This is a genomic window from Phyllobacterium pellucidum, assembly GCF_013327855.1.
In the GTDB taxonomy this organism is placed as follows: domain Bacteria; phylum Pseudomonadota; class Alphaproteobacteria; order Rhizobiales; family Rhizobiaceae; genus Phyllobacterium; species Phyllobacterium pellucidum.
Genome location: NZ_JABUMX010000001.1, coordinates 1001616 through 1021935, shown reverse-complemented (window position 1 = coordinate 1021935; position 20320 = coordinate 1001616). Strand labels below are relative to the sequence as shown.

The window sequence follows — 20320 nt, the reverse complement described above, 5'->3', positions numbered from 1 at the left end:
TCGAACGTTTGAGCGAATTCTGTGTCTGGTTCCGATTTTCGGCGTATTATTGCGATAAGTTTGCAGGATGCAAACATGGAGGTCCGTCATGGCACCCTTTCGCACAATGCTCATTGTTCTTGCACTCGCTCCGCTGGTTGGCCAGCCGGCACGTGCCGAGGAGAGCCCGGGCTATACGCTGGAGAAGACTGCCGACGGCTTCGTGCGCATGAACAACAAGACGGGTGAGATGTCGATCTGCCAGCAGCAATCCGCACAACTCGTGTGCAAGGTCGCTGCGGAGGAACGTACGGCCTATGAAGAGGACATAGCCGATCTGAAGGGCCGCGTCGCCAAACTCGAGGATACAGTGGCCGCCATGGGCAAGATTCCGCCGATTGTGCGCGACGCGCTGCCTTCCGACGAGCAGTTCGAAAAGAGCCTCGGCTACATGGAAAAATTCATGCGCCGTTTCATGGGTATCGCCAAGGAGTTCGGCTACAGCCCCGAAGAGAACAAGCCGGCGCCGGACACCTTGGAAAAAACCTGAATCATCCTGACAACCATCTGTCAGGAATGGCCGGTTTTTGGCAGGTGCCGTTCTTGATATGTTCAAGCTTTTGTCGGACACTGCCCGCTCACAACTTTTCTTCCGGGAGCGATGAGATGACTGCAGTGCCAACACTGATTGGAGAGGTATCGATCAGGCTCTTTGTACGTCATGGTGACCAGCAGAAGGCGCTCGATTTCTATGAGAACGTCTTCGGCGCCAAAACTGTCGGACGGCCTTATCTACACAATGGCGAACTTATCGCTGCGGAAATCCGCATGGGCGCATCGTTCCTCATGATCGTTGGCGCCAATCCGAAGCGCGATGCCGACGCATCCCTCGGCGGTCCGCGCTCGGTCCATGCCATCGGAGCGACGCCGGTCATGCTCGATATTCATGTCGATGATGTGGACCGCGTGCTGCACCATGCCCTCGCCGAGGGTGGCAGGATACGCAACGCCGCCGAAACGCTCGATGGCGGTGATCGGGCTGGCGTGCTCGTTGATCCGTTCGGGCATTTGTGGGTGCTGAAATCGCGGCAGAAGCACCTTGCCGCGTAAAGTGCCGGCCCCATGGCGGGGCCGGCCGTCGTTATCTAGCCAGCAAACCGCTTCGTCGCGTGGATGAGTTCGTGGACGATGCCGGGCTCGCTGACGGCATGGCCTGCATCCTCGACAATACGCAGATCCGCTTCCGGCCAGACCTTTTTCAGGTGCCAGGCGTTGAGCAGCGGCGTGCACATGTCATAGCGCCCATGCACGATGACGCCCGGAATATCGCGGATCAGATGTGCGTTGCGCAGCAAATGGTCGTCCGTTTCGAAAAAGCCGCGATTCTGGAAATAGTGGCATTCGATCCGGGCGAAAGCGATGGCAAAATGATCGTTGGAAAACGCTTCTTCACGCGCAGGATCCGGAAGCAGGGATAGCGCCGATCCCTCCCAGCGCGCCCATAGTTTGGCTGCCTGCAACTGGACGGCCGGGTCGGCATCGGTCAGGCGCCGGTAGTAGGCTGCGATCATGTCGTCGCGCTCGTCTTCCGGTATATGCGCCTGGTAGGCCTCGAAACGATCGGGATAGATTATGCTTGCGCCGTTCGAATAGAACCATTCGATCTCGAAACGGCGGATCATGAAAATACCGCGCAATATCAATTCGCTGACGCGGTCCGGATGTGTCTGCGCATAAGCGAGGCCGAGCGTCGAACCCCACGAACCGCCGAAGACCTGCCATTTGTCGATGTTAAAATGATTGCGGATCTTCTCCATGTCGGCAACGAGATCCCATGTCGTGTTCTCGTTGAGCTCCGCATGCGGCGTCGATTTTCCGCAGCCGCGCTGGTCAAACAGAATGATGCGATATTTTTCCGGATCATGCAGGCGCCGCATCGTCGGATTGATGCCGCCACCGGGTCCGCCGTGTACCATGATCACCGGTTTGCCATTCGGATTCCCGCATTCCTCCACATGAATCGTGTGAAGCTCGGAGACCTGCAGCATTTCCTCCGATGTCGGTTGAAGTTCTGGATAAAGAATGTTTGTGATCATGCGTCCCACTTTCAAGAATTTCATCCCCACAGCAAATAATTGCGCGGGAATGCGGTTTTGCCAAGGCATTTCAACCGGATCGCCTCACCTAGGCGGATAACAAAACTTTGGCGTGTACCGAATTGCTCTTGATATATCAGTCGTTTCAGATTTAGTCGTTAGCATTACGGCTTTTGGATTAAGACTGCTGCAATTTCAGCAACAAGGATTTTTTAAATCATGAACTACCGATTTCTTATTGTGGATGATCACCCTCTCTTCAGGGGAGCCTTGCGTTTGGCGCTTACTTCGCCAAGAAACAATACCGACATTATTGAAGCTGGCGATATCGAGACTGCAAAATCTCTTATCCAGGAAGAAGCCGATCTTGATCTTCTTCTGCTTGACCTTTCGTTGAACGGTGTCGGTGGGCTCACCGGCTTTGTCGCGCTGCGCTCCCTGCAGGCATCGCTTCCGATCGCCATCATCTCGGCAACCGACGATCCGGTTACCATCCGGGCGGCCCTCGAACTCGGCGCATCGGGTTTCATTTCCAAGTCTTCGGGACCGGACGTTATCAAGGAAGCAGTGCAGACGATCCTTGACGGGGGTATCTGGTCGCCGCTGGCCGATGGTGACGACGACGTGCTCGATCCGGAGATGATCGAACTTATTCGCTGCATCCGCAAACTTACGCCGCAGCAGGCACGTGTATTGAGTATGATGGCTGATGGCATGCTCAACAAGCAGATCGCCCATGAACTGAACGTTTCGGAAGCGACGATCAAGGCACACGTCTCCGCCGTTCTATACAAGCTCGGCGTCGAGAGCCGCACGCAAGCCGTCATCCGGCTGGCACGCTTCAAAGAAGAGTCGATGCCCAGCCAGTCTCTTATGTAATCAAGTCGTTATTCCGCTGCGATTGCCTGGCGGAAATGCGAAAGCAACGCCCGCAGCGCTGCGGGTCGGACAGGCTTTTGGATGACGGCGATGTCCTCGGCGTTGGCTTGATCGCGGGTGGCATTCGAGCGATCTGCCGTAACCAGTGCCGCCGGTATATGGCGCTGGAAGTGTTCGCGTGTGTAGGCGACCATTTCTAGTCCGTTTTCATCGCCCAGATTGTAGTCCGCCAAAATGACGTCGGGAACGCCTGGATTGCCCTGGCAATAGGCTTTCAGCGCCTCGCCGCTATCCAGCATGACGACATAACAACCCCATGTTGCCAGCAATTCCTGCATGCCGGCAAGCGAGTGCGGGTTGTCATCGATGCACAGCACGGACAATCCCGACAGGGGTGCCGCAGGCCGAATGGCCCGGACATTTTCCGCAGCCGGAGGCGCGGCCGCCTTCGAGACCGGAATTGTAACCGAGAACATCGATCCCTTGTTCGGCGTCGATTGCACTTGCACGGAAAGGTCGAGGATTTTCGCGATGCGCTCGACGATGGAAAGCCCGAGGCCAAGCCCGTCCGAAATCTTCATGCCTTCGGCGAGGCGGGAAAACTCGCGGAATATGTTTTCGAGTTGCGACTTGGGAATGCCGATGCCGGTGTCGAACACCTGCAGTTCAATCCTGTCGCCGCGCCGACGGGCGCCGACAAGCACCTTGCCGCTGCGACAATATTTGATGGCATTCGAGACAAGGTTCTGAACGAGGCGGCGCAGAAGATTGCGGTCGGTCGCCACGACCACCGAACTCATGACCACGTCCAGCGTCAGGCCCCTTGCATGCGCCGTCGGCGAAAAATCGCGGACGATCTGTTCAAGCAAAGAATCAAGGCGGAAGACGGATACAACCGGTTTGAGCGCGCCCGTATCAAGGCGCGAAATGTCGAGCAGGGCGTTGATGATGACCTCGACAGCCTCAAGCGACGAGTCGACATTGCTGACGAGCTGCTTTTCGCGCGAATTGCCGAGGCGCTCCATCAGCGAGGAGGAGTATAGCCGCGCCGCGTTCAAGGGCTGCAGAATGTCGTGGCCGGCATCGGCAAGGAAACGCGTCTTGCTGATATTGGCTTCTTCGGCCCGCTGCTGTGCCTTGGCGAGTTGCTGGTTGGCGAGCGTGAGTTCGTTGGTGCGGTTGCGTACACGCTGTTCCAGAGACTCATTTGTCTGCCGCAAGAGATGGTCGGCATTTACCGCTTGTGTGACATCAGTCAACGTCGTGACGATGCCACCGTCCGGAATGGAGTTCGAGCTGATTTCGATTATTTGGCCGGTATCCGTCAGCGTGATGCGCCACGGCGCGGTCGATTTTGCAAGATCGTTGAGAAGCGCCGGGTCGGCGCTTCCGAGATCGCCGCGCTCGTAGAGATAATGAACGATGCTGCGAAACGGGGTGCCCATGCGCTGCAGGTCCCTTGGCAGATTGAGCAATACCCGGAACTGGGCGTTCCAGCAGCTCAGCCGATATTGCGGGTCGAACACGCAAATCCCCTGATCCATCTGATCGAGCGCCGTTTGCAGCAGATATCGGTTTTGTGCCAGTGCATCGGTTGCATGCTCGAGGAGGATCTGGGCGCGGCGTTGTGCGGGACCTGTCGGCCCCATGGCGAGCGACAGGATCATGCGGGCCGAGGGCGAGCCCACAATGCCGGAGAGCAGTTGTTCGGCGAAATGTACCGTCTTGAAGTCTGCTCCATCCTCGTCGTCGAGCAAAATACCCTCACGCTTGTGAAAGGACGCGAAAGCCAATTCAGCTTGCTCATTGCCGATATATCTCGAGACCGTCGCCTTGAGCTGCCCGACGGTGATGGAGGGCTGAAGTGTTCCGACCGGCGTCGACAGCGGGGCTTTATCCGTGATGAATACCGAAGCCTGAATGCGCTCAAGCGGCGTGGCGCTGCGCGATAGTGATCCGGCAACATAGCAAACAATATTGGCGGCAAGGCTGAAGAAAAGGCCTTGCACGTAGCTTGCCGCCTCGACGCCGAAAAGCGCCTGCGGCTTGAGCGCTGCAATCCCAAGCGGACCGTCGGTCAAGAGCCCGGAGCCTGGATCGATCAGCGTCGGGATGACCATCGTATAAAGCCAGACGCTGAATCCCGCGATCATGCCCCAGTTTGCGCCGCGCGCCGTCCCCCGGTGCCAAACGAGGGCGCCGACGAATGGCGGCACCAGCTGGATGACCGCGACAGCCGAGATCAGCGCGAGTTCGGAAAAGTCCATCTTCCAGGATACGAAATACTGATAGGCCCAGGCTATCCCGAGAATGGCGACGAGGGACCAGCGCCTGATCCGGGGAATGACCTTGGTATAGTCCTTTGGCTCGGCTGGATTGCCGGCAGCCGGGCGCAACAGCAGCGGCAGCATCAAATCGTTGGTGATCATGATCGACAGTAATATCGATGGCGCAATGATCATCGTCGTTGCAGCCGGAACGCCACCAAGAAACGCAATCCCGGCGAGCATCTTCTGCCCGGCAACGATCGGCACGCAAATGAAGTAAAAGTCCGACGCAGCCTCGGGCGGCAGGGAAATCGTCCCGGCCACGGCAATGGGGATGACAAAGACGCCGCCGATCAGCAAGAGGAGCGGTGTGAACCAGCGCGCAAGACGCATTTCTCCGCCACCCCGGTGCTCGACGATCGTCAGATAGAACTGGTTGGGTAAAAGCAGCACCGTCGATGCGCCGATCAGCATTAGGGCAAAAAGGTTGGCAACGGAAATGCCGGTGGTGAGAAGCGGAATGTCCTGCTTCTGGGCCATCGCCTTTGCGAAGAGTTCCGTGGGTGATCCGAACAGGAACGTCGCGGTAGCAATGCCGACAAGCAGGAAGACACAGAGCTTGATCGTGGTAGCTACGGCAACCGCCTTGATGAAACCATCGTAGCGGTCCTTCTGCTGCGGACCGCGAGCGGCCACGAAAACGGTGTAGACGGCGATCCCAAGCTGGACCAGGGCAATGATCATGTGGTGGTGATCTGCGCCTTCGTTCATATGGTTGGAATAAATATCGATCATCTGGTGGATCGCGGCAAACTGCAACGCAATGTATGGGATGAGCCCGATCGTCGTGATCCCAGTAACCAGCGCTGCGACGGAAAAGCTCTTGCCGTACCGTGCGCCGACAAAATCGGAAATCGATTTGATGCCTTCCGATTTGGCGAGCTGGCTCACTTTGCCGAGAACTGGAAATCCCAACGTGAACATGAGACCAATGCCGAGGAAGAGCCCGACAAATTCGATCCCGTTCTTGGCGGCGTAACTGGCGCTGCCGTAGTAGAGCCAGGACGTGCCGCTTGCAGCAAGGCAGATCGAGTAGACAAAGGGCCGCGGCAGACGAAAACGGCTGGGAAGCCGGTTCGCGCGCCTTACCACAATCGACTGGAACGCGAGGTAAAGCACAATGATAAGGACTGCAATATACAAGCCCGACATGGGCTTCACCTTCCGTTACTTTGCTTCGGCACGCTCCGCGTTCAGGCATTTTCGGCTTGCCCGCCGATTGCCCATGCCGTTAATACTGGTAGAAGAAATCGAACGCTCTATCAATAATTTCAAAACTTCTGTTACAGTTTTCAGGTTATGGCAAATGCGATGACCGTTGGTTTGGATTAACACATAATACTGGAGAGTGGTACATCATGCTGAAAGAATTCAAAGAATTCGCCTTGAAAGGAAACATGGTTGATCTCGCCATAGGTGTGATCATCGGTGCTGCCTTCGGCCGACTGGTCGAGTCGATCGTCGCCGATATTTTCATGCCGATCATAGGTCTGCTCACGCGCGGCACCGACTTTACCAACCTGTATCTCCAGCTTTCGGGCGACGCGCAGCCGACCCTCGCGGCGGCCCGGCAGGCTGGCGCGACCATCGCTTACGGAAATTTCATCACTCTGCTCATCAACTTCCTGATCGTTGCCTGGGTCTTGTTTATGGTGGTCAAGGCAATGAACCGCTTCAAGAAGAAGGAAGCCGCCAAGCCTGCCGAACCGTCGAAGGAAGAAGTGCTTCTCACGGAAATTCGCGACCTTCTCGCCCAGCGCACCTGACAGGTGTCGCCGAAGGGTTGCCCTGAGGGCAGCCCTCCGATCTCGGGCCGTTGTCGCCCGTTATCCCTGATATTTTTGCCGTAATGCTGTGCCCAACACCCAAGGCGGTCAGGTTGCGGAGTGTCGAAACCGAAGCCTCTCCCGCCATAACGGTGGCGGGAGCCCATCAGTTGCGATGATGGAAACATCACAAATATCCACGTGCGAAACAGAATTCGTTGTTATAGGTCTGCGGCAGGCAGACTGGAGACACGAATAATGAACCTCGTTCAGCAATTGCGGCATGAAGCAGCGGTGGCCCCTGAGAGCGGCATCGTTGCCGTCATGAATCATGGTCGTCGCCAAAAGGGCGTCATCCCGCTTTGGGCCGGCGAGGGCGATCTTCCGACGCCCGATTTCATTCGCGATGCCGCATCGACAGGCCTCGACAATGGCGAGACCTTTTACACCTGGCAGGCCGGCATACCGGAACTGCGCCAGTCGCTTGCGGCTTATTACAAACGCCATTTCAATGCGGATCTGCCGGTCGAGCATTTCTATGTTACCGGATCGGGCATGCAGTCGATCCAGCTTGCAATCCAGGCAACGGCCGGCGCGGGCGACGAAGTCATTTATCTCTCTCCGGCCTGGCCTAATTTTGCCGCCGCCGCAGGCATTGCGGGCGCGACGCCGGTAGCGGTGACGCAGGATTTCACCGGCAACGGTTGGGGATTCGATCCCCAGAAAATACGCGATGCCATCACGCCGCGAACCCAGGCGCTATTTATCAATACGCCTTCCAATCCTTCTGGCTGGACCGCCGACATCGATACGCTGAAGGAAATCCTGAGCATTGCCCGTCAGCACGGATTGTGGATCGTTGCCGACGAAATTTACGCGCATTTCTACTACGGCGCCCGCCGCGCGCCCTCCTTCCTCGACATCATGGATCCGGATGAGCGCATCATCTTCGTCAACAGTTTTTCCAAGAACTGGGCGATGACGGGGTGGCGGGTCGGCTGGATGGTGGTTCACCCCTCGCTTGGCAAGACGATCGAAAATCTTATCCAGTATTCGACGTCGGGCGTTGCCCAATTCATGCAGCGCGGCGCCGTTGTCGCGCTCGATCAAGGCGACGACTTCATTCGCATGCAGGTCGAGCGCGCCCACAAGGCACGCGATATTCTCTGTGCCAAGCTCGCGGCGACGGGAAGGGTACGGCTGTCGCCGCCCGCAGGCGCGTTCTACCTGCTTTTCGGTATAGACGGCATCAGCGACTCCTATCGCGCTGCCTTTGATATTGTCGATGAGGCTAAAGTCGGCCTTGCGCCGGGGACTGCTTTTGGCGATGGTGGCGCCGCCTTTCTACGGCTCTGCTTCGCCCGACGGATCGATCAGGTCGAGGAGGCGGCCGACCGCCTCGCAGACTGGATCCGGAAACGTTGACGCCGAACCCCGTTCATCTCGACAAGATCAAAGCCACCCTTCTTTCATTGCTGATAGCGACGGCCGGCGGCTTGACCGCCTGGCTGATCGACCTGCCGATTCCGTTCCTGCTCGGTTCGACCATAGCCGTCACTTCCGCCTCGCTGTCGGGGGTACGAATTTATATTCCGGACCGGCTGCGCGGCTTCGTCTTCTTTTCGCTGGGCATTCAGGCAGGCTCGGGCGTCTCGCCCGGCATCCTCGACCAGATGGTGCTGTGGCCGGTGAGCTTCCTGATGCTTTTCGTGGCGCTCGTTCTCGTGACGTCGCTGACTTACCTCATGCTGCGCAAGGGTTTCGGCTGGGACGGCCCAACCTCGCTCTTTTCGGCGCTTCCGGGCGCGCTCTCCTTTGTCCTCGTCGCGGCGATGGGCACCTCGGCCAACATGGTGAAAATCACCGTCATCCAGTGCGTGCGCCTGTTGCTGCTCATCGGGTTCCTGGCGCCGCTTCTCGCTATCATCGCAAGGAATGCCCCTCATGTCGTGGTTGAAGTCGATTATGACTGGACGATTCAGGAGGCAATCATTCTCCTCGTCTGCGGCGGCGCCGGCGCCTTGCTCGGCTATTACAGCCGCATTCCTGGAGGCATGATGCTCGGCGCCCTGCTTGCCAGCGGTATCCTGCATGCTACGTCCATCGTGACAGCCGTCGTGCCACGCTCGATTGCCGATATCGGTCTTATCGTGCTCGGCGTGCTGATAGGCTCGCGGGTCGGCGCAGAACATAGAACCCAATTGATGCGCTATCTGCCGGCGGCGCTTCTTGCCTTCCTGATTGGAACGGCAGCGTCCTTCGTCGCCGCCCTGGTCGTCTGGCTGCTTCTCGACATTCACCCGGCACAGATAGCGCTTGCCTTTGCGCCGGGTGCGCTCGAGGCGCTCACCGTGATCGCCTTTTCCCTCGGCGTCGATCCATCCTACGTGGCTTCGCATCATGTGGTGCGATTTCTGATGATCGCCTTCTCAGTGCCGTTCCTCGCCCGCTTCGTCGCGCGCTGAACCACAAACAAAAACCGGCGCTCATGCGCCGGTCCACTTGCGTGCAATCAGATGCAATCAGCCGCCGGCCTTTGACACAGCGAGCGTTACGACCCGCTCGCTCGTTTCGATGGCGGGTTCGCTGTCCTTGGAGAAAGGAATGCCAAGCGCGGTCCACACCTCGACCAACGCGTCCTTCAGCTCGACGACGAGTTCGTTGGAATGGAACGGCGTCGGGGTGATGCGCAGGCGCTCGGTGCCGCGCGGGACGGTCGGATAATTGATCGGCTGGATATAGAGGCCGTGTTTCTGCAGCAGCCGGTCGCTGGCCTTCTTGCAGAGTTCAGGGTTGCCAACGAGAATCGGAACGATATGCGTCTCCGATTTCATCACCGGCAGATTGGCCTGGGCGAGGACGTCCTTGGTGAGCTTTGCCTGGCACTGGTGCATGCGGCGCTCTTCTTGCGACACCTTGAGGTGCCGGATCGATTGCGTCGCTGCGGCTGCAATTACAGGAGGCAGTGCAGTGGTGAAGATAAAGCCCGGTGCATACGACCGGATAGCATCGATGACAGTCTTTGGGCCGGCAATATAGCCACCCAGCGTTCCGAACGCCTTGGCAAGTGTGCCCTCGATGACATCGATACGGTCCGACAGGTGCTCGCGGTCGGTGATCCCGCCGCCCCGGTTGCCGTACATGCCGACGGCGTGAACCTCATCGATATAGGTCATGGCGTTGTATTCGTCGCCAAGGTCGGCGATTGCCTGAACGGGGGCGATGTCGCCGTCCATCGAATAGATGGATTCGAAGACGATCAACTTGGCGCGCTCCTTGCCCGCCGCTTTCAACAGCTCTTCCAGATGAGCAAGGTCGTTGTGGCGGAAAATCTTCTTTTCCGCGCCCGAGCGCCGCACGCCTTCGATCATCGAGGCGTGGTTCAGCTCGTCGGAAAGTATGAGGCAATTCGGCAGAAGCCGCGCGATCGTCGAGATCGACGCTTCGTTCGACACGAAACCGGAGGTGAATACGAGGGCTGCTTCCTTCTGGTGAAGGTCGGCCAGCTCATGTTCGAGTTCAACCAGCGGATGGTTATTGCCCGAAATGTTGCGGGTACCGCCAGCGCCGGAGCCCATGCGGCTCGACGCGTCATGGATCGCTGCAATCACGTCCGGATGCTGGCCCATGCCGAGATAATCGTTTGAACACCAGACCGTAATTTCGCGTTGCGTACCTTCGTCGCGCCAGATCGCGCGCGGAAAACGACCCACGATCCGTTCCAGATTGGCAAAGACCCGGTAGCGCTTTTCAGCGTGCAACTGGTCGATCGCGTCTTCAAAAAACCGACGATAGTCCATGAATTGCTCCTGTATCATGAACGTAGTACCGTTTTTGCCTGGCAAAATCTATTGTGAGTTGAGGGTCAATTTGCCACGGTTTAAACGAAACTCTAACCCTAAATGTTGAAGCCGGCAAAAATTGTCGAAGACATCGCGTGATGTCGGGCGCAAAGTCGCGGCGCCGGGAACGGGCGTTCACCTTACTCACATTTTGTCGGTTCCCTTTGTCCGCATACCACGTAAGTTGCATCACATTGGCTCGATGATTAGCTTTCAACGGCTGACTTGATGCGACAAGATCAACTCTGGGCAACAGAATGGGGACCAAGGGGCTGTGTCAATGACCGTGCTTGTGACCGGCGGCGCTGGATATATCGGCAGCCACATGGTCTGGGAATTGCTCGATGCTGGCGATTCCGTCATCGTGCTGGATCGTCTTTCAACGGGTTTCGAATGGGCCGTGCCGCGCGAGGCGAAACTGATCGTCGGCGATATCGCCGATCAGAGCCTTGTTCGCCAGACGATCGAGCGCAACTATGTCGACGCGGTGATCCACTTCGCCGGATCAGTGGTGGTGCCCGATTCCGTGCGCGACCCGCTCACCTATTACGAGAACAATACCTGCAAGTCGCGGGCCTTGATCGAGGCTGTGGTAAAATCGGACGTGAAGAACTTCATCTTTTCATCCACCGCGGCGGTCTATGGCGACGCGGGCATGAAGCCGGTCACCGAAGATGCAGCGACCCATCCGGAATCGCCCTATGGCCTATCCAAGCTGATGACCGAATGGATGCTGCGCGATACCGCCGCCGCCCATGATTTCCACTATACGGCGCTGCGCTATTTCAACGTCGCCGGTGCCGATACCAAGGGACGCACCGGTCAATCGACGCGCGGTGCCACCCATCTGATCAAGGTTGCCTGCGAGACTGCGCTCGGCAAGCGCCCGTACATGGAAATCTTCGGACACGATTTTGCAACGCCGGATGGCACTTGTGTGCGCGACTATATTCATGTCAGCGACCTCGTGGCGGCACATCGCCTGGCGCTGGAGCGCCTGCGTTCGGGTGGCAGCAGCATGGTGGCGAATTGCGGCTATGGACGCGGCTTTTCCGTCAAGGAAGTCATCGAGAGTGTCGAGCGTGTGCATGGCAAGCCGATCGACGCAAGGTTGACGGTACGCCGTCCCGGCGACGCGGCCTCCGTGGTCGCGGACAGCAGCAAGGCGCGCCTCGACCTCGGCTGGAAGCCGAAGCTCGACAATCTTGATACAATCGTCGAGTCGGCAATGAAATGGGAAAAGGCGCTGCAGCACCGCAACAACAAGGGCTGAAGCCGACGTATCAATCTTCTTTCTGCTCCTTCTTCAGCGGCAGCATGAGGCGCAGCGTGAGAAGCGTCAGCACGGATATGATAATCGCGACATCGTAGCTTTCGAGCCCGACCGAAACGCCGATGGCGCCAGTCGACCAGATGCTCGCCGCGGTCGCCGTGCCGCGTACCGAGTTCTTGCCCTGCAGGATTGCCCCGCCTCCGATAAATCCGACGCCGGTGATAAGACCCTCAACGATGCGCGCCAGCGCTTCGGGATTGTCCGTCATCAGGCGCTCGGCGCCTTGCACGAATCCGCAACTCGCCAGCGCTACCAGCGGGAAGGTCCGCAGGCCGGCGCTTCGCTCCTCCTGTTCGCGCTCCCACCCGATGGGAAAGGCAAGGATATAGGCCACCGCCAAAGCAAAGGCATGTGGGAAAAGCGGCAGGGTATTCAGGTAATGAAACGTTTCGAACAAGCGCTGTCTCCAACCATTATGAACGTTGAGCACAACGCCAGGTAGTGGTCAGCGGTTCCCAGAGATCGTACGACGCGTAGGCCTGCGGCGCCGCGACACATTGCCATTGAAGTCTTAAGGCTTGAAAAGGGGAACCTTCTTCTTGGGGAACGGTTGTTCTTTCAACGAGGCACTAGTTGGAGCTTGATTGATGGACGGCCGAAACCGTACCTACGAAAAAGAACTCTCGCAGATTTTGAGACGGCAGATTTCGCAGTCGTCCTATAGGTCGGCGATACGAGCTGCAGGTATCTACAAGGTTGATGAAACTGTCCCGGAAAGTCTTCTCGACCAGCTTAGGCGTCTTGATGACGCCGAGCGGACCTTGCGAAAGTCCTGACCAAATAAACTTTGTACAAAAAAAGAGGCGGGCCAAAAGCCCGCCTCTTTCGCGATCAGCGCATTACCCTTAGGCGGCAAGCGCCAGGTCGCTGGTAAGGTCGAGAGCCGACGATACGGCCTTGGCTTCTGCATCAGGACCCATCGCGACGCCCTCGATGCGGATGACTTCGACATCGGTCATGCCCAGGAAGCCAAGCGCAGTCTTGAGGTAAGGTACCGCATGATCGAATGCTGCTGCCGGACCGCTCGAATAGACACCGCCCGAAGCGATGACGATATAGACCTTCTTGCCTGTGACCAGGCCCTTGGGGCCTTCAGCGCCATAGCTGAACGTCTTGCCGGCGCGGGCGATATGATCGACCCAGGCCTTCAGCGTCGAAGAAATGTTGAAGTTGATGAGGCCCGTGGCGATAACGATGCTATCGGCGGCAAACAGTTCATCGACGATGGCATCCGATACGCCAACGACGCTCTGCTGACGCTCCGAACGGGATTCGACCGGGGTGTAAATGCCCGACGAATAGTCCGCATCGATATGCGGCAGCGGCTGGCTGGCAAGATCGCGCTTGACGATGGCGCTGCCGGGCGTCTTTGCCTGCAGCTTCTGGGCAAGTTCGGTAGCGACGCGCGTCGAATGCGAAGCGGCACCGCGGGGGCTCGATGTAACGAGAAGAATGGAAGACATAGCCTAAGTTCCTTCAATTGATATTCTCGGGTGAGAACTGATGGCTGCAATTTGGTACTCGACATCCATTTAGAAAACTGGGAAAATATCGATCAATTCCATCTAATAGATCGATAGGTCAGGCAATGCAGGCAAATCCGACGCTCGACCAGCTTCAGGTGTTCGTGACAGTTGCGGAATCCGGCAGCTTTTCGGCTGCGGCGCGCAAGCTCAATCGCTCGCAGTCGGTGATCAGCTATACGATCGCCAATCTCGAAGCGCAGCTGGAATTGCAATTGTTTGAACGCGGCGGAACGCGCGAGCCCCGCCTGACGGAAACAGGTAAGGCCATGCTCGAGGATGCGCGGCGCATGGTATCCGTGCTGCAGAGCCTGCGTTCACGTGTCGAAGGACTGAAAATGGGCCTCGAAGCCGAGGTTGCCGTCGCCATAGACGTGTCGTTGCCGTCGCCGGTGATGACATGCGTGCTCAAGGCGTTCCAGAAACAGTTTCCGACAGTCAGCCTGCGCGTTCATGTCGGCGCGCTCGGCATGGTTTGGGATCTGGTCCTGAAGAAACAGGCGGATTTCGGCATTGCCGGTCCACCTCTCAACGCCCATGACGAACTTGTGCTGGTGCAAATCGGCCAGACGGCCATGACTCCCGTTGCGGCACCGAGCCACCCGCTTGCGCTTTATGAGGGGCCGGTCCCGCTTTCCTTTATTCGCGATCATACGCAACTGGTCATTACCGATCTTAGCGAACAGACCAAGGGGCGTAATTTCGGCGTGTTTGCCTACAAGATCTGGCGCCTGACGGACGTCGGCACCAAATATGATCTCACCGTGGCCGGCCTCGGTTGGGGCGGCCTGCCGAAATGGATGGTGAAGGATGATATCGCCACCGGCCGGCTGGTGCAGCTCGATCTCGAACCCTATCCGGAGACCGAGTATCCGCTCTTGGCTATTTACCCTGTTGACCGGCCGCTCGGACCGGCCTCAAACTGGCTGATCGATCGGTTCAAGCAGGAATTGGGGCGGTTTGGAAGCTGACTGAAACAGTCACCACGCCCCCTCCGGGTCCGCCCAGGCCATCCTCGGGCTTTTGTCCCGAGGATCCATGAAGGGCAGGGCAACGGGAGCGTCGATAGAAGTATCAACGCGATCCGTAGCTCGCCGCAGCGGCCCCCTTCAAGTCAGCTTGTCCATTGTAATCGGCAAATCGCGCACCCTTACGCCCGTAGCGTGATAGACCGCATTGGCGATGGCCGGCGCGACCCCGACGATGCCGAGTTCGCCCACCGCCTTGCCGCCGAGCACCGATGCGTGCGTATCGGGTATGCCGACCGAGATCACCTTGAGGTCCGGAATGTCTGCGTTGGTCGGCACGAGATAGTCTCCAAGATTGTTGTTCATCACCCGACCGTTGCGCGCATCGACAATGCCTTCTTCAAGCAGGGCCTGACCGATGCCCATGATGATGCCACCCTTCCATTGGCTTTCGGCGAGCTTCGGATTGTAAAGCCGGCCCGAGTCCAGCGCCGAGACCATCCGCGCCACCCGGACGGTGCCGAAATCGGCATCGACCCGCACCTCGACGAAGTGGACGCACCAACTGTGCAGCGAGTAGTCGCCATCGGTCGGCGACAGCATCGTCGTGATGGTGGTGAAGTTGCGGAAATGATCTTTCTCGTTGCGCAGGTTCTCCGGCAACGTATCGCGCAGAGCTTCGATCCGCTCGCGGCCCGTCCGCTGCATGATTTCGGCAATGCCGACGCCGGCGCCGGTATCGCGCGGCGACGATATTACGCCGTTCTCGACAATGAGCGTATTCGCCTGGAGGTCGCGGAACGGCGAATTTGGATCGTTGATGGCGAGGCCAATCAACTCGTCGCGTGCGGCGAGCGCCGCCTTGTGCACGGCGCCGGTGATCAGGTTGGCGAACTGCGAACCGCCGGCGACCGGCGCCCGGGGCAGCGAAGAGTCGCCGAGCTTGACCCGGACTTTCTCGACTGGAACGCCGATGGCTTCGGCAGCCGTTTGCGCCAGGATAGTATAGGTGCCCTGGCCCATGTCGATGCCGCTGCTGGCGACCTCGACGGAACCGTCGCCAAGGATACGCACCAGTGCTTCGCCTGGGGTGCGTCGTACGGGGTACGTGCCGGCTGCGACACCGTAGCCGATGAGCTGATTCCCTTCGCGCATCGAACGCGGTTTTGGCTGGCGCGCGCTCCAGCCGAAGGCCTCCGCTCCGGCCGCATAGGCTTCGCGCAGGCGCCGGGTCGACCACGGCTTCCTGGCATGCGGGTCTTCCTCGGCGTAGTTGAGAAGTCGAATCTGCACCGGGTCGATCCCGACTTCATAGGCAAGTTCATCGATCGCGCATTCAATGCCGAAGGCGCTGGGGTTCTCGCCGGGCGCGCGCAAGGCGCCGGGTTTCACCGTGTTGACGGGAACGACGTTCTGGCGCGAACTGAAATTCGGCGTGGCATACATGATCGACGTCACCGAGCCCAGCGGCTCGACTTGAACGGCTTTCATCGACGTTTCGTTGGCGCCTGTCTGGACGATGGAAACGAGCTTGCCGTCGCGCGTTGCACCGAGTTCGATCGTCTGGCGTGTCGCCGGCCGGCCGCCATAGGCCGTAAAGGTCTGCGCCCGCGTGACCGCGAGCTTCACCGGACGGCCGAGCATGCGCGCAGCATTGATGGCGATGGCGCCGTGTTCGAGGGCGAGCGCCTTTGATCCGAAGCCACCGCCGATATAGGGCGAGCGCAACTCAACGTTTTCGAAGGGGATGTCGAACCACTCCGCATAGGTCCGCGCCATGCCGTCGATCCACTGGCTGGGCTCCCAGACCGTCAGCCTGTCGCCTTTCCACTCCGCAATGAGCCCATGCGGTTCGATCGGCACATTATACTCGCGCGGGGTCCGGTATTCATGCTTGATGCGGATAGGGGCGTTCGCAAGCGCGCCATGCGCGTCGCCCCATTCGATTGTCATCCGGTCGAGTGGCATTCCGTCCCCGGCCTTGGGATCATCGAGGCCCGCGATCGCCGGCGCCTCTTCGTAGTAAACCTTGACCAGCGCCGCTGCCGCCGTTGCCTGCTCGAAGGTTTCGGCAATGACAGCCGCGATATGTTGGCCGGCAAAGGTGATGCTACGGGCCAGCGGTTCGTAGGGCGCATCGGAAGGCGGCGTGTTGAGCCAGTCGGTTGCCGATTTGATCGGCAGCGCATTGTCCGGGGTCATTACCAGCAGTACGCCCGGCGCGCGTTCGGCGGCATTTGCGTCAATGGAAACGACGCGGCCCGACGCGATCGCGCTTTCGACGAGGACGGCGTGTACCATTCCTTGCGGATGGTGCTCGAGGGCATAATCGGCAAGGCCGGTTATCTTTGCCGGGCCGTCGATGCGCGACAGACGTCCGCCCAAGGCGCCGTCGGCGGCGTCCCCACGCTTTGCTCTGGTTTCAACGATGGTCATGCCGCAGCTCCAATCTTGAGGATGGCGCGTTCGACGACGCGCGGGGCAAGTTCGATCTTGTAATGGTTGGCGCCATGGTCGATCGCGCCCTCGACGGCCAAACGGCTCGCCTCCTTGATAGCGTCGTGCTCGAAGGCCGTGCCGCGCAAGGCGTCCTCGACGGCCCGCGCGCGCCACGGTTTTGTGGCGATGCCGCCAAGGGCGATGCGAATGTCGGTGATGGTGCGGCCATCCCCGCCAAGTTCGATGCCGACGGCGGCGCTCGCCGCGGCAAATTCATAGGATTGCCGGTCCCGCACTTTCAGGAAGGTCGAGCGCCGCGCCGCTGGCGAAGCCGGGACGGAGATCGCGGTTATGATTTCGCCGGGGCGCATGGCGTGTTCCTTGTCCGGCCTTGCGCCCGGCAACAAGAAGAAATCATCGACGGGCACCTGGCGGTCGCCGAGATGCACAAGAGCATCGAATGCCGTCAGTGCCACCGCAAGATCGCCAGGATAGGTGGCGATGCAGGCGCTGCTGCCGCCGAGCACCGCATGCGAGCGGTTGACGCCGGTCAGTGCGGCGCAGCCGCTGCCGGGATTTCGCTTGTTGCAATTGGGGAATGTTGCCGGATCGCGAAAATAAGCGCAGCGCGTGCGCTGCAGGAGGTTGCCGCCAATTGTCGCCATATTGCGAATCTGGGCCGAGGCCGCCTGCCAGAGCGCCTCGGAGATTGCCGGGAACTCGCCCTTGATTGCCGGGTCCTCGGCAACGCGGCTCATGCGCGCCAAGGCGCCGATCGTGGCGGCTTTGCCGTCGATGCGCACCCCATCAAGGCCTTTGAGATGGCTTATATCGACAACGCGCTCCGGCTCGGCCACGCCGCATTTGGCAAGATCGATCAGGGTGGTACCGCCGGCAAGCAGCATTGTCGCCGGCATTGCCGCGGCGCTTAGCGCCTCGTCAATCGTAGCGGCGCGAACATAGGAAAAATCCCTCATGACAGCTCCTTTGCAGCTTCGCGCACGGCATCGACGATGTGCGGATAGGCGCCGCAACGGCAGAGGTTGCCGGACATGTATTCCCGGATTTCATCGTCGGAACCGGCATGACCCTCGCGAATGCAGGCCACGGCGGACATGATCTGTCCGGGCGTGCAATAGCCGCACTGGAAGGCGTCATGCTCGAGAAACGCGGCCTGTACCGGATGCAGCGCGTCGCCTGGCGCGGAAAGGCCCTCGATCGTATTGATCGTGCTGCCTTCGACCTGTGCGGCGAGCGTAAGGCAGGAGAGGACGCGTTCGCCGTCCACATGCACCGTGCAGGCACCGCATTGGCCGTGATCGCAGCCTTTCTTGGTGCCGGTCAGTTCCAGATGTTCGCGCAGAGCGTCGAGCAGCGTCACGCGCGCCTCGACTGTCACTTGCCGCGACTTGCCGTTAATATCGAGATTGAGGCTGATTTGATTTGTCATCGGCGTCTTGACTCCGTTCTGATGACAGTAAGTCCCAAGGGCCGCCGGGCGTTCCACGAGCAAAAGCCCAAAAAACATGACACGACGGGTCCACATAGGGTATTAGTTCAGAGGTCACGCTATAATCGGAGGTGCCTCCGTTTTTGAAACATAGCGGTTGGCCGAGGGTGGTTCAAGCCCCAGCTTTGTATTTTTGGAGTTCGACAATTGGTATCCCCGCCGGAGAAAGCGATCGAGACAAAGGCACCGAGGCCGCTGCGCGCCGATGCCAGCCGCAATCGCGACAAGCTGGCCGAGATTGCCGGCCATGTCTTTGCCGAGCGCGGCGGCAACGCTTCGCTTGAGGAGATTGCCCGGCAGGCCGGCGTCGGCATCGGCACGCTCTACAGGCATTTCCCGACGCGCGAACATCTGGTGGAGGTCGTCTACAGGCGGGAGGTCGAAGGGTTATGCGCCGCCGCGGACGAACTCGCAATCCATAACGCGCCGGATGCGGCGCTCGGCGAATGGATGCAGCGTTTCGTCGATTACATCGCCGCCAAGCGCGGCATGGCCAATAGCTTGCGCATTCTATTCGACGGCAATTCGCAAGTTTTCGCCAATACGTCCGGAATGGTCGCGGGGGCCTTGCGCAAGCTTGTAGACGCGGCGGTGGCCGATGGCTCGATCCGCAGCGACATCAACAGCGCCGACCTCCTGCAGGCGCTCTCAGGCATATATTCGGCGCCGGACACCCCTGAATGGCGCGAACAATCGCGCCGCCTCGTCTCTTTGCTGATGGACGGATTGCGCTGGGGTTCGGAGAAGGCGCGGTTGTAAGCGCTTGAAATCCTATTTGATCGCATTCGGGCGGTTCCTGCCACACTCGGGCCGCAAACGCACGTTGAGTTGACATAGGGTCGCATATCAGGAGGTGGAATATGAAGCAGCTCAAGTTCGGTCTCGTTGCAACCGCTTGTCTAGGGTTGGTTTTGGCAGGAACGGCCACCGGCCAATACAATTTGGTGGGACAAGCTTTCGCCGACAAGGGTGGCAATGGCAATGGGGGCAACGGCGGCGGTCATGGAAATGGCGGCAAGGGCGGCAACGGCAAGGGCGACAGCGGAAATCACGGCGGCAAATCGTCGGGCCAGTCCAAGGCGTCCAGTCACGCCAAAACAGCCAGCTCCAATGATAAATCGAAGGTTCAACACGACAAGTCCAAGCTGCAGAAGGCTTCGGTCAAGGTTAGCGATGATTTCGTCGTTGACGACGATGACGATAACACGCTTGGCGCGTTGAATGCGGCGCATGCTTCGGCGCGGGCGCGGGAACGGGCGGCGCCGAATTCCTCGGTTGGCAAGATTGCAACTTATGAGCGAAACCGAGAAGCAGCCTTGGCATTGGCAGACCCCGTTATGCGCGATCATGCGCTCGATGACGCCGTATCGCGGCTCGAGTCGGATTTCGGACGGACCCTGACGGACGACCAGATTGGTCAGGTCAATGCATTGCTGGATGCCAGACAGTAGACTTTTTGGTTCACCGAGGGTGACCTTGGACAGCGGCCAAGGTCGCTGTTCGCGCCGAGCCGTCGCTCCGGACATTCTTCGGTCCTTACTCAGTATGTTGCATCTGGCTGCGCCCATCCAACGGGCCGAGGGGACCCATTGTGATCAAAGCAGCGTTGTTGTTCGTCCCTAGCTGTTCCAACCCCTCATAATCGACACGCGGTAGCT

The 20320-nt window shown here is 59.1% G+C and carries 18 protein-coding genes; 10 read left to right on the top strand and 8 right to left on the bottom strand.

Translation table 11 applies throughout. The annotated features are described in order from the left end of the window. The first annotated feature begins 88 nt into the window (after window positions 1-88). Window positions 89-529: a hypothetical protein gene (locus HQ945_RS05005; protein WP_091950469.1), complete on the top strand. Its 441-nt coding sequence runs from the start codon at window positions 89-91 to the stop codon at window positions 527-529. 116 nt (window positions 530-645) lie between these two features. After that, on the top strand, window positions 646-1089 hold the full coding sequence (locus tag HQ945_RS05000) for a VOC family protein (RefSeq protein ID WP_027230329.1): 444 nt from the start codon (window positions 646-648) through the stop codon (window positions 1087-1089). Window positions 1090-1124: 35 nt separating this feature from the next. Here the strand turns inward: HQ945_RS05000 and pip are convergent, their stop codons facing one another. Then, window positions 1125-2075, bottom strand: a complete 951-nt coding sequence (gene pip / locus HQ945_RS04995) for a prolyl aminopeptidase (RefSeq protein WP_027230328.1) — start codon at window positions 2073-2075, stop codon at window positions 1125-1127. 219 nt (window positions 2076-2294) lie between these two features. Here pip and HQ945_RS04990 point away from each other — a divergent pair, with 219 nt between their 5' ends. Continuing rightward, on the top strand, window positions 2295-2954 hold the full coding sequence (locus HQ945_RS04990; protein ID WP_027230327.1) for a response regulator transcription factor: 660 nt from the start codon (window positions 2295-2297) through the stop codon (window positions 2952-2954). 8 nt (window positions 2955-2962) lie between these two features. On the opposite strand, the gene HQ945_RS04985 is transcribed toward HQ945_RS04990, so the two are convergent. Further along, window positions 2963-6433: a hybrid sensor histidine kinase/response regulator gene (locus HQ945_RS04985; protein ID WP_174207703.1), complete on the bottom strand. Its 3471-nt coding sequence runs from the start codon at window positions 6431-6433 to the stop codon at window positions 2963-2965. Window positions 6434-6639: 206 nt separating this feature from the next. On the opposite strand from HQ945_RS04985, the gene mscL reads away from it, so the two are divergent. The 3 genes from mscL to HQ945_RS04970 all read left to right on the top strand — a co-directional run bounded on the left by mscL (window position 6640) and on the right by HQ945_RS04970 (window position 9512). Next, window positions 6640-7047 (top strand): large conductance mechanosensitive channel protein MscL, encoded by a 408-nt coding sequence (mscL, locus tag HQ945_RS04980; protein WP_027230325.1) that lies wholly within the window; start codon window positions 6640-6642, stop codon window positions 7045-7047. Between the two features lie 258 nt (window positions 7048-7305). Next, the gene (locus HQ945_RS04975; protein ID WP_174207702.1) at window positions 7306-8472 is read left to right on the top strand and encodes a pyridoxal phosphate-dependent aminotransferase; all 1167 of its coding nucleotides are present in this window, start codon (window positions 7306-7308) and stop codon (window positions 8470-8472) included. Then, window positions 8469-9512 (top strand): AbrB family transcriptional regulator, encoded by a 1044-nt coding sequence (locus tag HQ945_RS04970; RefSeq protein ID WP_174207701.1) that lies wholly within the window; start codon window positions 8469-8471, stop codon window positions 9510-9512. The genes HQ945_RS04975 and HQ945_RS04970 overlap by 4 nt, the downstream gene beginning before the upstream one ends. 57 nt (window positions 9513-9569) lie before the next feature. On the opposite strand, the gene hemA is transcribed toward HQ945_RS04970, so the two are convergent. Then, window positions 9570-10847 (bottom strand): 5-aminolevulinate synthase, encoded by a 1278-nt coding sequence (hemA, locus tag HQ945_RS04965; protein WP_174207700.1) that lies wholly within the window; start codon window positions 10845-10847, stop codon window positions 9570-9572. 322 nt (window positions 10848-11169) lie between these two features. Between hemA and galE the strand changes: the two genes are divergently transcribed. Further along, the gene (galE, locus tag HQ945_RS04960) at window positions 11170-12162 is read left to right on the top strand and encodes a UDP-glucose 4-epimerase GalE (protein ID WP_113279790.1); all 993 of its coding nucleotides are present in this window, start codon (window positions 11170-11172) and stop codon (window positions 12160-12162) included. Window positions 12163-12172: 10 nt separating this feature from the next. Here the strand turns inward: galE and HQ945_RS04955 are convergent, their stop codons facing one another. Next, complete coding sequence (locus tag HQ945_RS04955) at window positions 12173-12619, bottom strand: MgtC/SapB family protein (protein ID WP_051614557.1); 447 nt, start codon at window positions 12617-12619, stop codon at window positions 12173-12175. Between the two features lie 448 nt (window positions 12620-13067). Then, window positions 13068-13685: an FMN-dependent NADH-azoreductase gene (locus HQ945_RS04950; RefSeq protein ID WP_027230319.1), complete on the bottom strand. Its 618-nt coding sequence runs from the start codon at window positions 13683-13685 to the stop codon at window positions 13068-13070. Between the two features lie 125 nt (window positions 13686-13810). Between HQ945_RS04950 and HQ945_RS04945 the strand changes: the two genes are divergently transcribed. Beyond that, on the top strand, window positions 13811-14716 hold the full coding sequence (locus HQ945_RS04945; RefSeq protein ID WP_174207699.1) for a LysR family transcriptional regulator: 906 nt from the start codon (window positions 13811-13813) through the stop codon (window positions 14714-14716). Window positions 14717-14854: 138 nt separating this feature from the next. Here the strand turns inward: HQ945_RS04945 and HQ945_RS04940 are convergent, their stop codons facing one another. The 3 genes from HQ945_RS04940 to HQ945_RS04930 are packed head-to-tail and all read right to left on the bottom strand — an operon-like array spanning window position 14855 to window position 18602. Next, a complete protein-coding gene (locus tag HQ945_RS04940) occupies window positions 14855-17149 on the bottom strand; it encodes a xanthine dehydrogenase family protein molybdopterin-binding subunit (protein WP_174207698.1) in 2295 nt (764 codons plus the stop codon). Beyond that, the gene (locus tag HQ945_RS04935; RefSeq protein WP_174207697.1) at window positions 17146-18129 is read right to left on the bottom strand and encodes an FAD binding domain-containing protein; all 984 of its coding nucleotides are present in this window, start codon (window positions 18127-18129) and stop codon (window positions 17146-17148) included. Before HQ945_RS04935 ends, HQ945_RS04940 begins: the two co-directional genes overlap by 4 nt. Next, window positions 18126-18602: a (2Fe-2S)-binding protein gene (locus HQ945_RS04930; protein WP_174207696.1), complete on the bottom strand. Its 477-nt coding sequence runs from the start codon at window positions 18600-18602 to the stop codon at window positions 18126-18128. The genes HQ945_RS04935 and HQ945_RS04930 overlap by 4 nt, the downstream gene beginning before the upstream one ends. Before the next feature lie 207 nt (window positions 18603-18809). Here HQ945_RS04930 and HQ945_RS04925 point away from each other — a divergent pair, with 207 nt between their 5' ends. Both HQ945_RS04925 and HQ945_RS04920 read left to right on the top strand, forming a co-directional pair. After that, window positions 18810-19421, top strand: coding sequence for a TetR/AcrR family transcriptional regulator (locus HQ945_RS04925; protein WP_113279795.1), 612 nt, complete (start codon window positions 18810-18812; stop codon window positions 19419-19421). Between the two features lie 101 nt (window positions 19422-19522). After that, window positions 19523-20113, top strand: a complete 591-nt coding sequence (locus HQ945_RS04920) for a hypothetical protein (RefSeq protein WP_051614552.1) — start codon at window positions 19523-19525, stop codon at window positions 20111-20113. The last annotated feature ends 207 nt before the right edge of the window (window positions 20114-20320 follow it).

Excerpts from the sequence above, each read along its gene's own strand:
- HQ945_RS05005 (WP_091950469.1), top strand. The coding sequence starts at position 89 with ATGGCACCCTTTCGCACAATGCTCATTGTTCTTGCACTCGCTCCGCTG.
- HQ945_RS05000 (WP_027230329.1), top strand. The coding sequence starts at position 646 with ATGACTGCAGTGCCAACACTGATTGGAGAGGTATCGATCAGGCTCTTT.
- pip (WP_027230328.1), bottom strand. The coding sequence starts at position 2,075 with ATGATCACAAACATTCTTTATCCAGAACTTCAACCGACATCGGAGGAA.
- HQ945_RS04990 (WP_027230327.1), top strand. The coding sequence starts at position 2,295 with ATGAACTACCGATTTCTTATTGTGGATGATCACCCTCTCTTCAGGGGA.
- HQ945_RS04985 (WP_174207703.1), bottom strand. The coding sequence starts at position 6,433 with ATGTCGGGCTTGTATATTGCAGTCCTTATCATTGTGCTTTACCTCGCG.
- mscL (WP_027230325.1), top strand. The coding sequence starts at position 6,640 with ATGCTGAAAGAATTCAAAGAATTCGCCTTGAAAGGAAACATGGTTGAT.
- HQ945_RS04975 (WP_174207702.1), top strand. The coding sequence starts at position 7,306 with ATGAACCTCGTTCAGCAATTGCGGCATGAAGCAGCGGTGGCCCCTGAG.
- hemA (WP_174207700.1), bottom strand. The coding sequence starts at position 10,847 with ATGGACTATCGTCGGTTTTTTGAAGACGCGATCGACCAGTTGCACGCT.
- galE (WP_113279790.1), top strand. The coding sequence starts at position 11,170 with ATGACCGTGCTTGTGACCGGCGGCGCTGGATATATCGGCAGCCACATG.
- HQ945_RS04950 (WP_027230319.1), bottom strand. The coding sequence starts at position 13,685 with ATGTCTTCCATTCTTCTCGTTACATCGAGCCCCCGCGGTGCCGCTTCG.
- HQ945_RS04945 (WP_174207699.1), top strand. The coding sequence starts at position 13,811 with ATGCAGGCAAATCCGACGCTCGACCAGCTTCAGGTGTTCGTGACAGTT.
- HQ945_RS04940 (WP_174207698.1), bottom strand. The coding sequence starts at position 17,149 with ATGACCATCGTTGAAACCAGAGCAAAGCGTGGGGACGCCGCCGACGGC.
- HQ945_RS04935 (WP_174207697.1), bottom strand. The coding sequence starts at position 18,129 with ATGAGGGATTTTTCCTATGTTCGCGCCGCTACGATTGACGAGGCGCTA.
- HQ945_RS04930 (WP_174207696.1), bottom strand. The coding sequence starts at position 18,602 with ATGACAAATCAAATCAGCCTCAATCTCGATATTAACGGCAAGTCGCGG.
- HQ945_RS04920 (WP_051614552.1), top strand. The coding sequence starts at position 19,523 with ATGAAGCAGCTCAAGTTCGGTCTCGTTGCAACCGCTTGTCTAGGGTTG.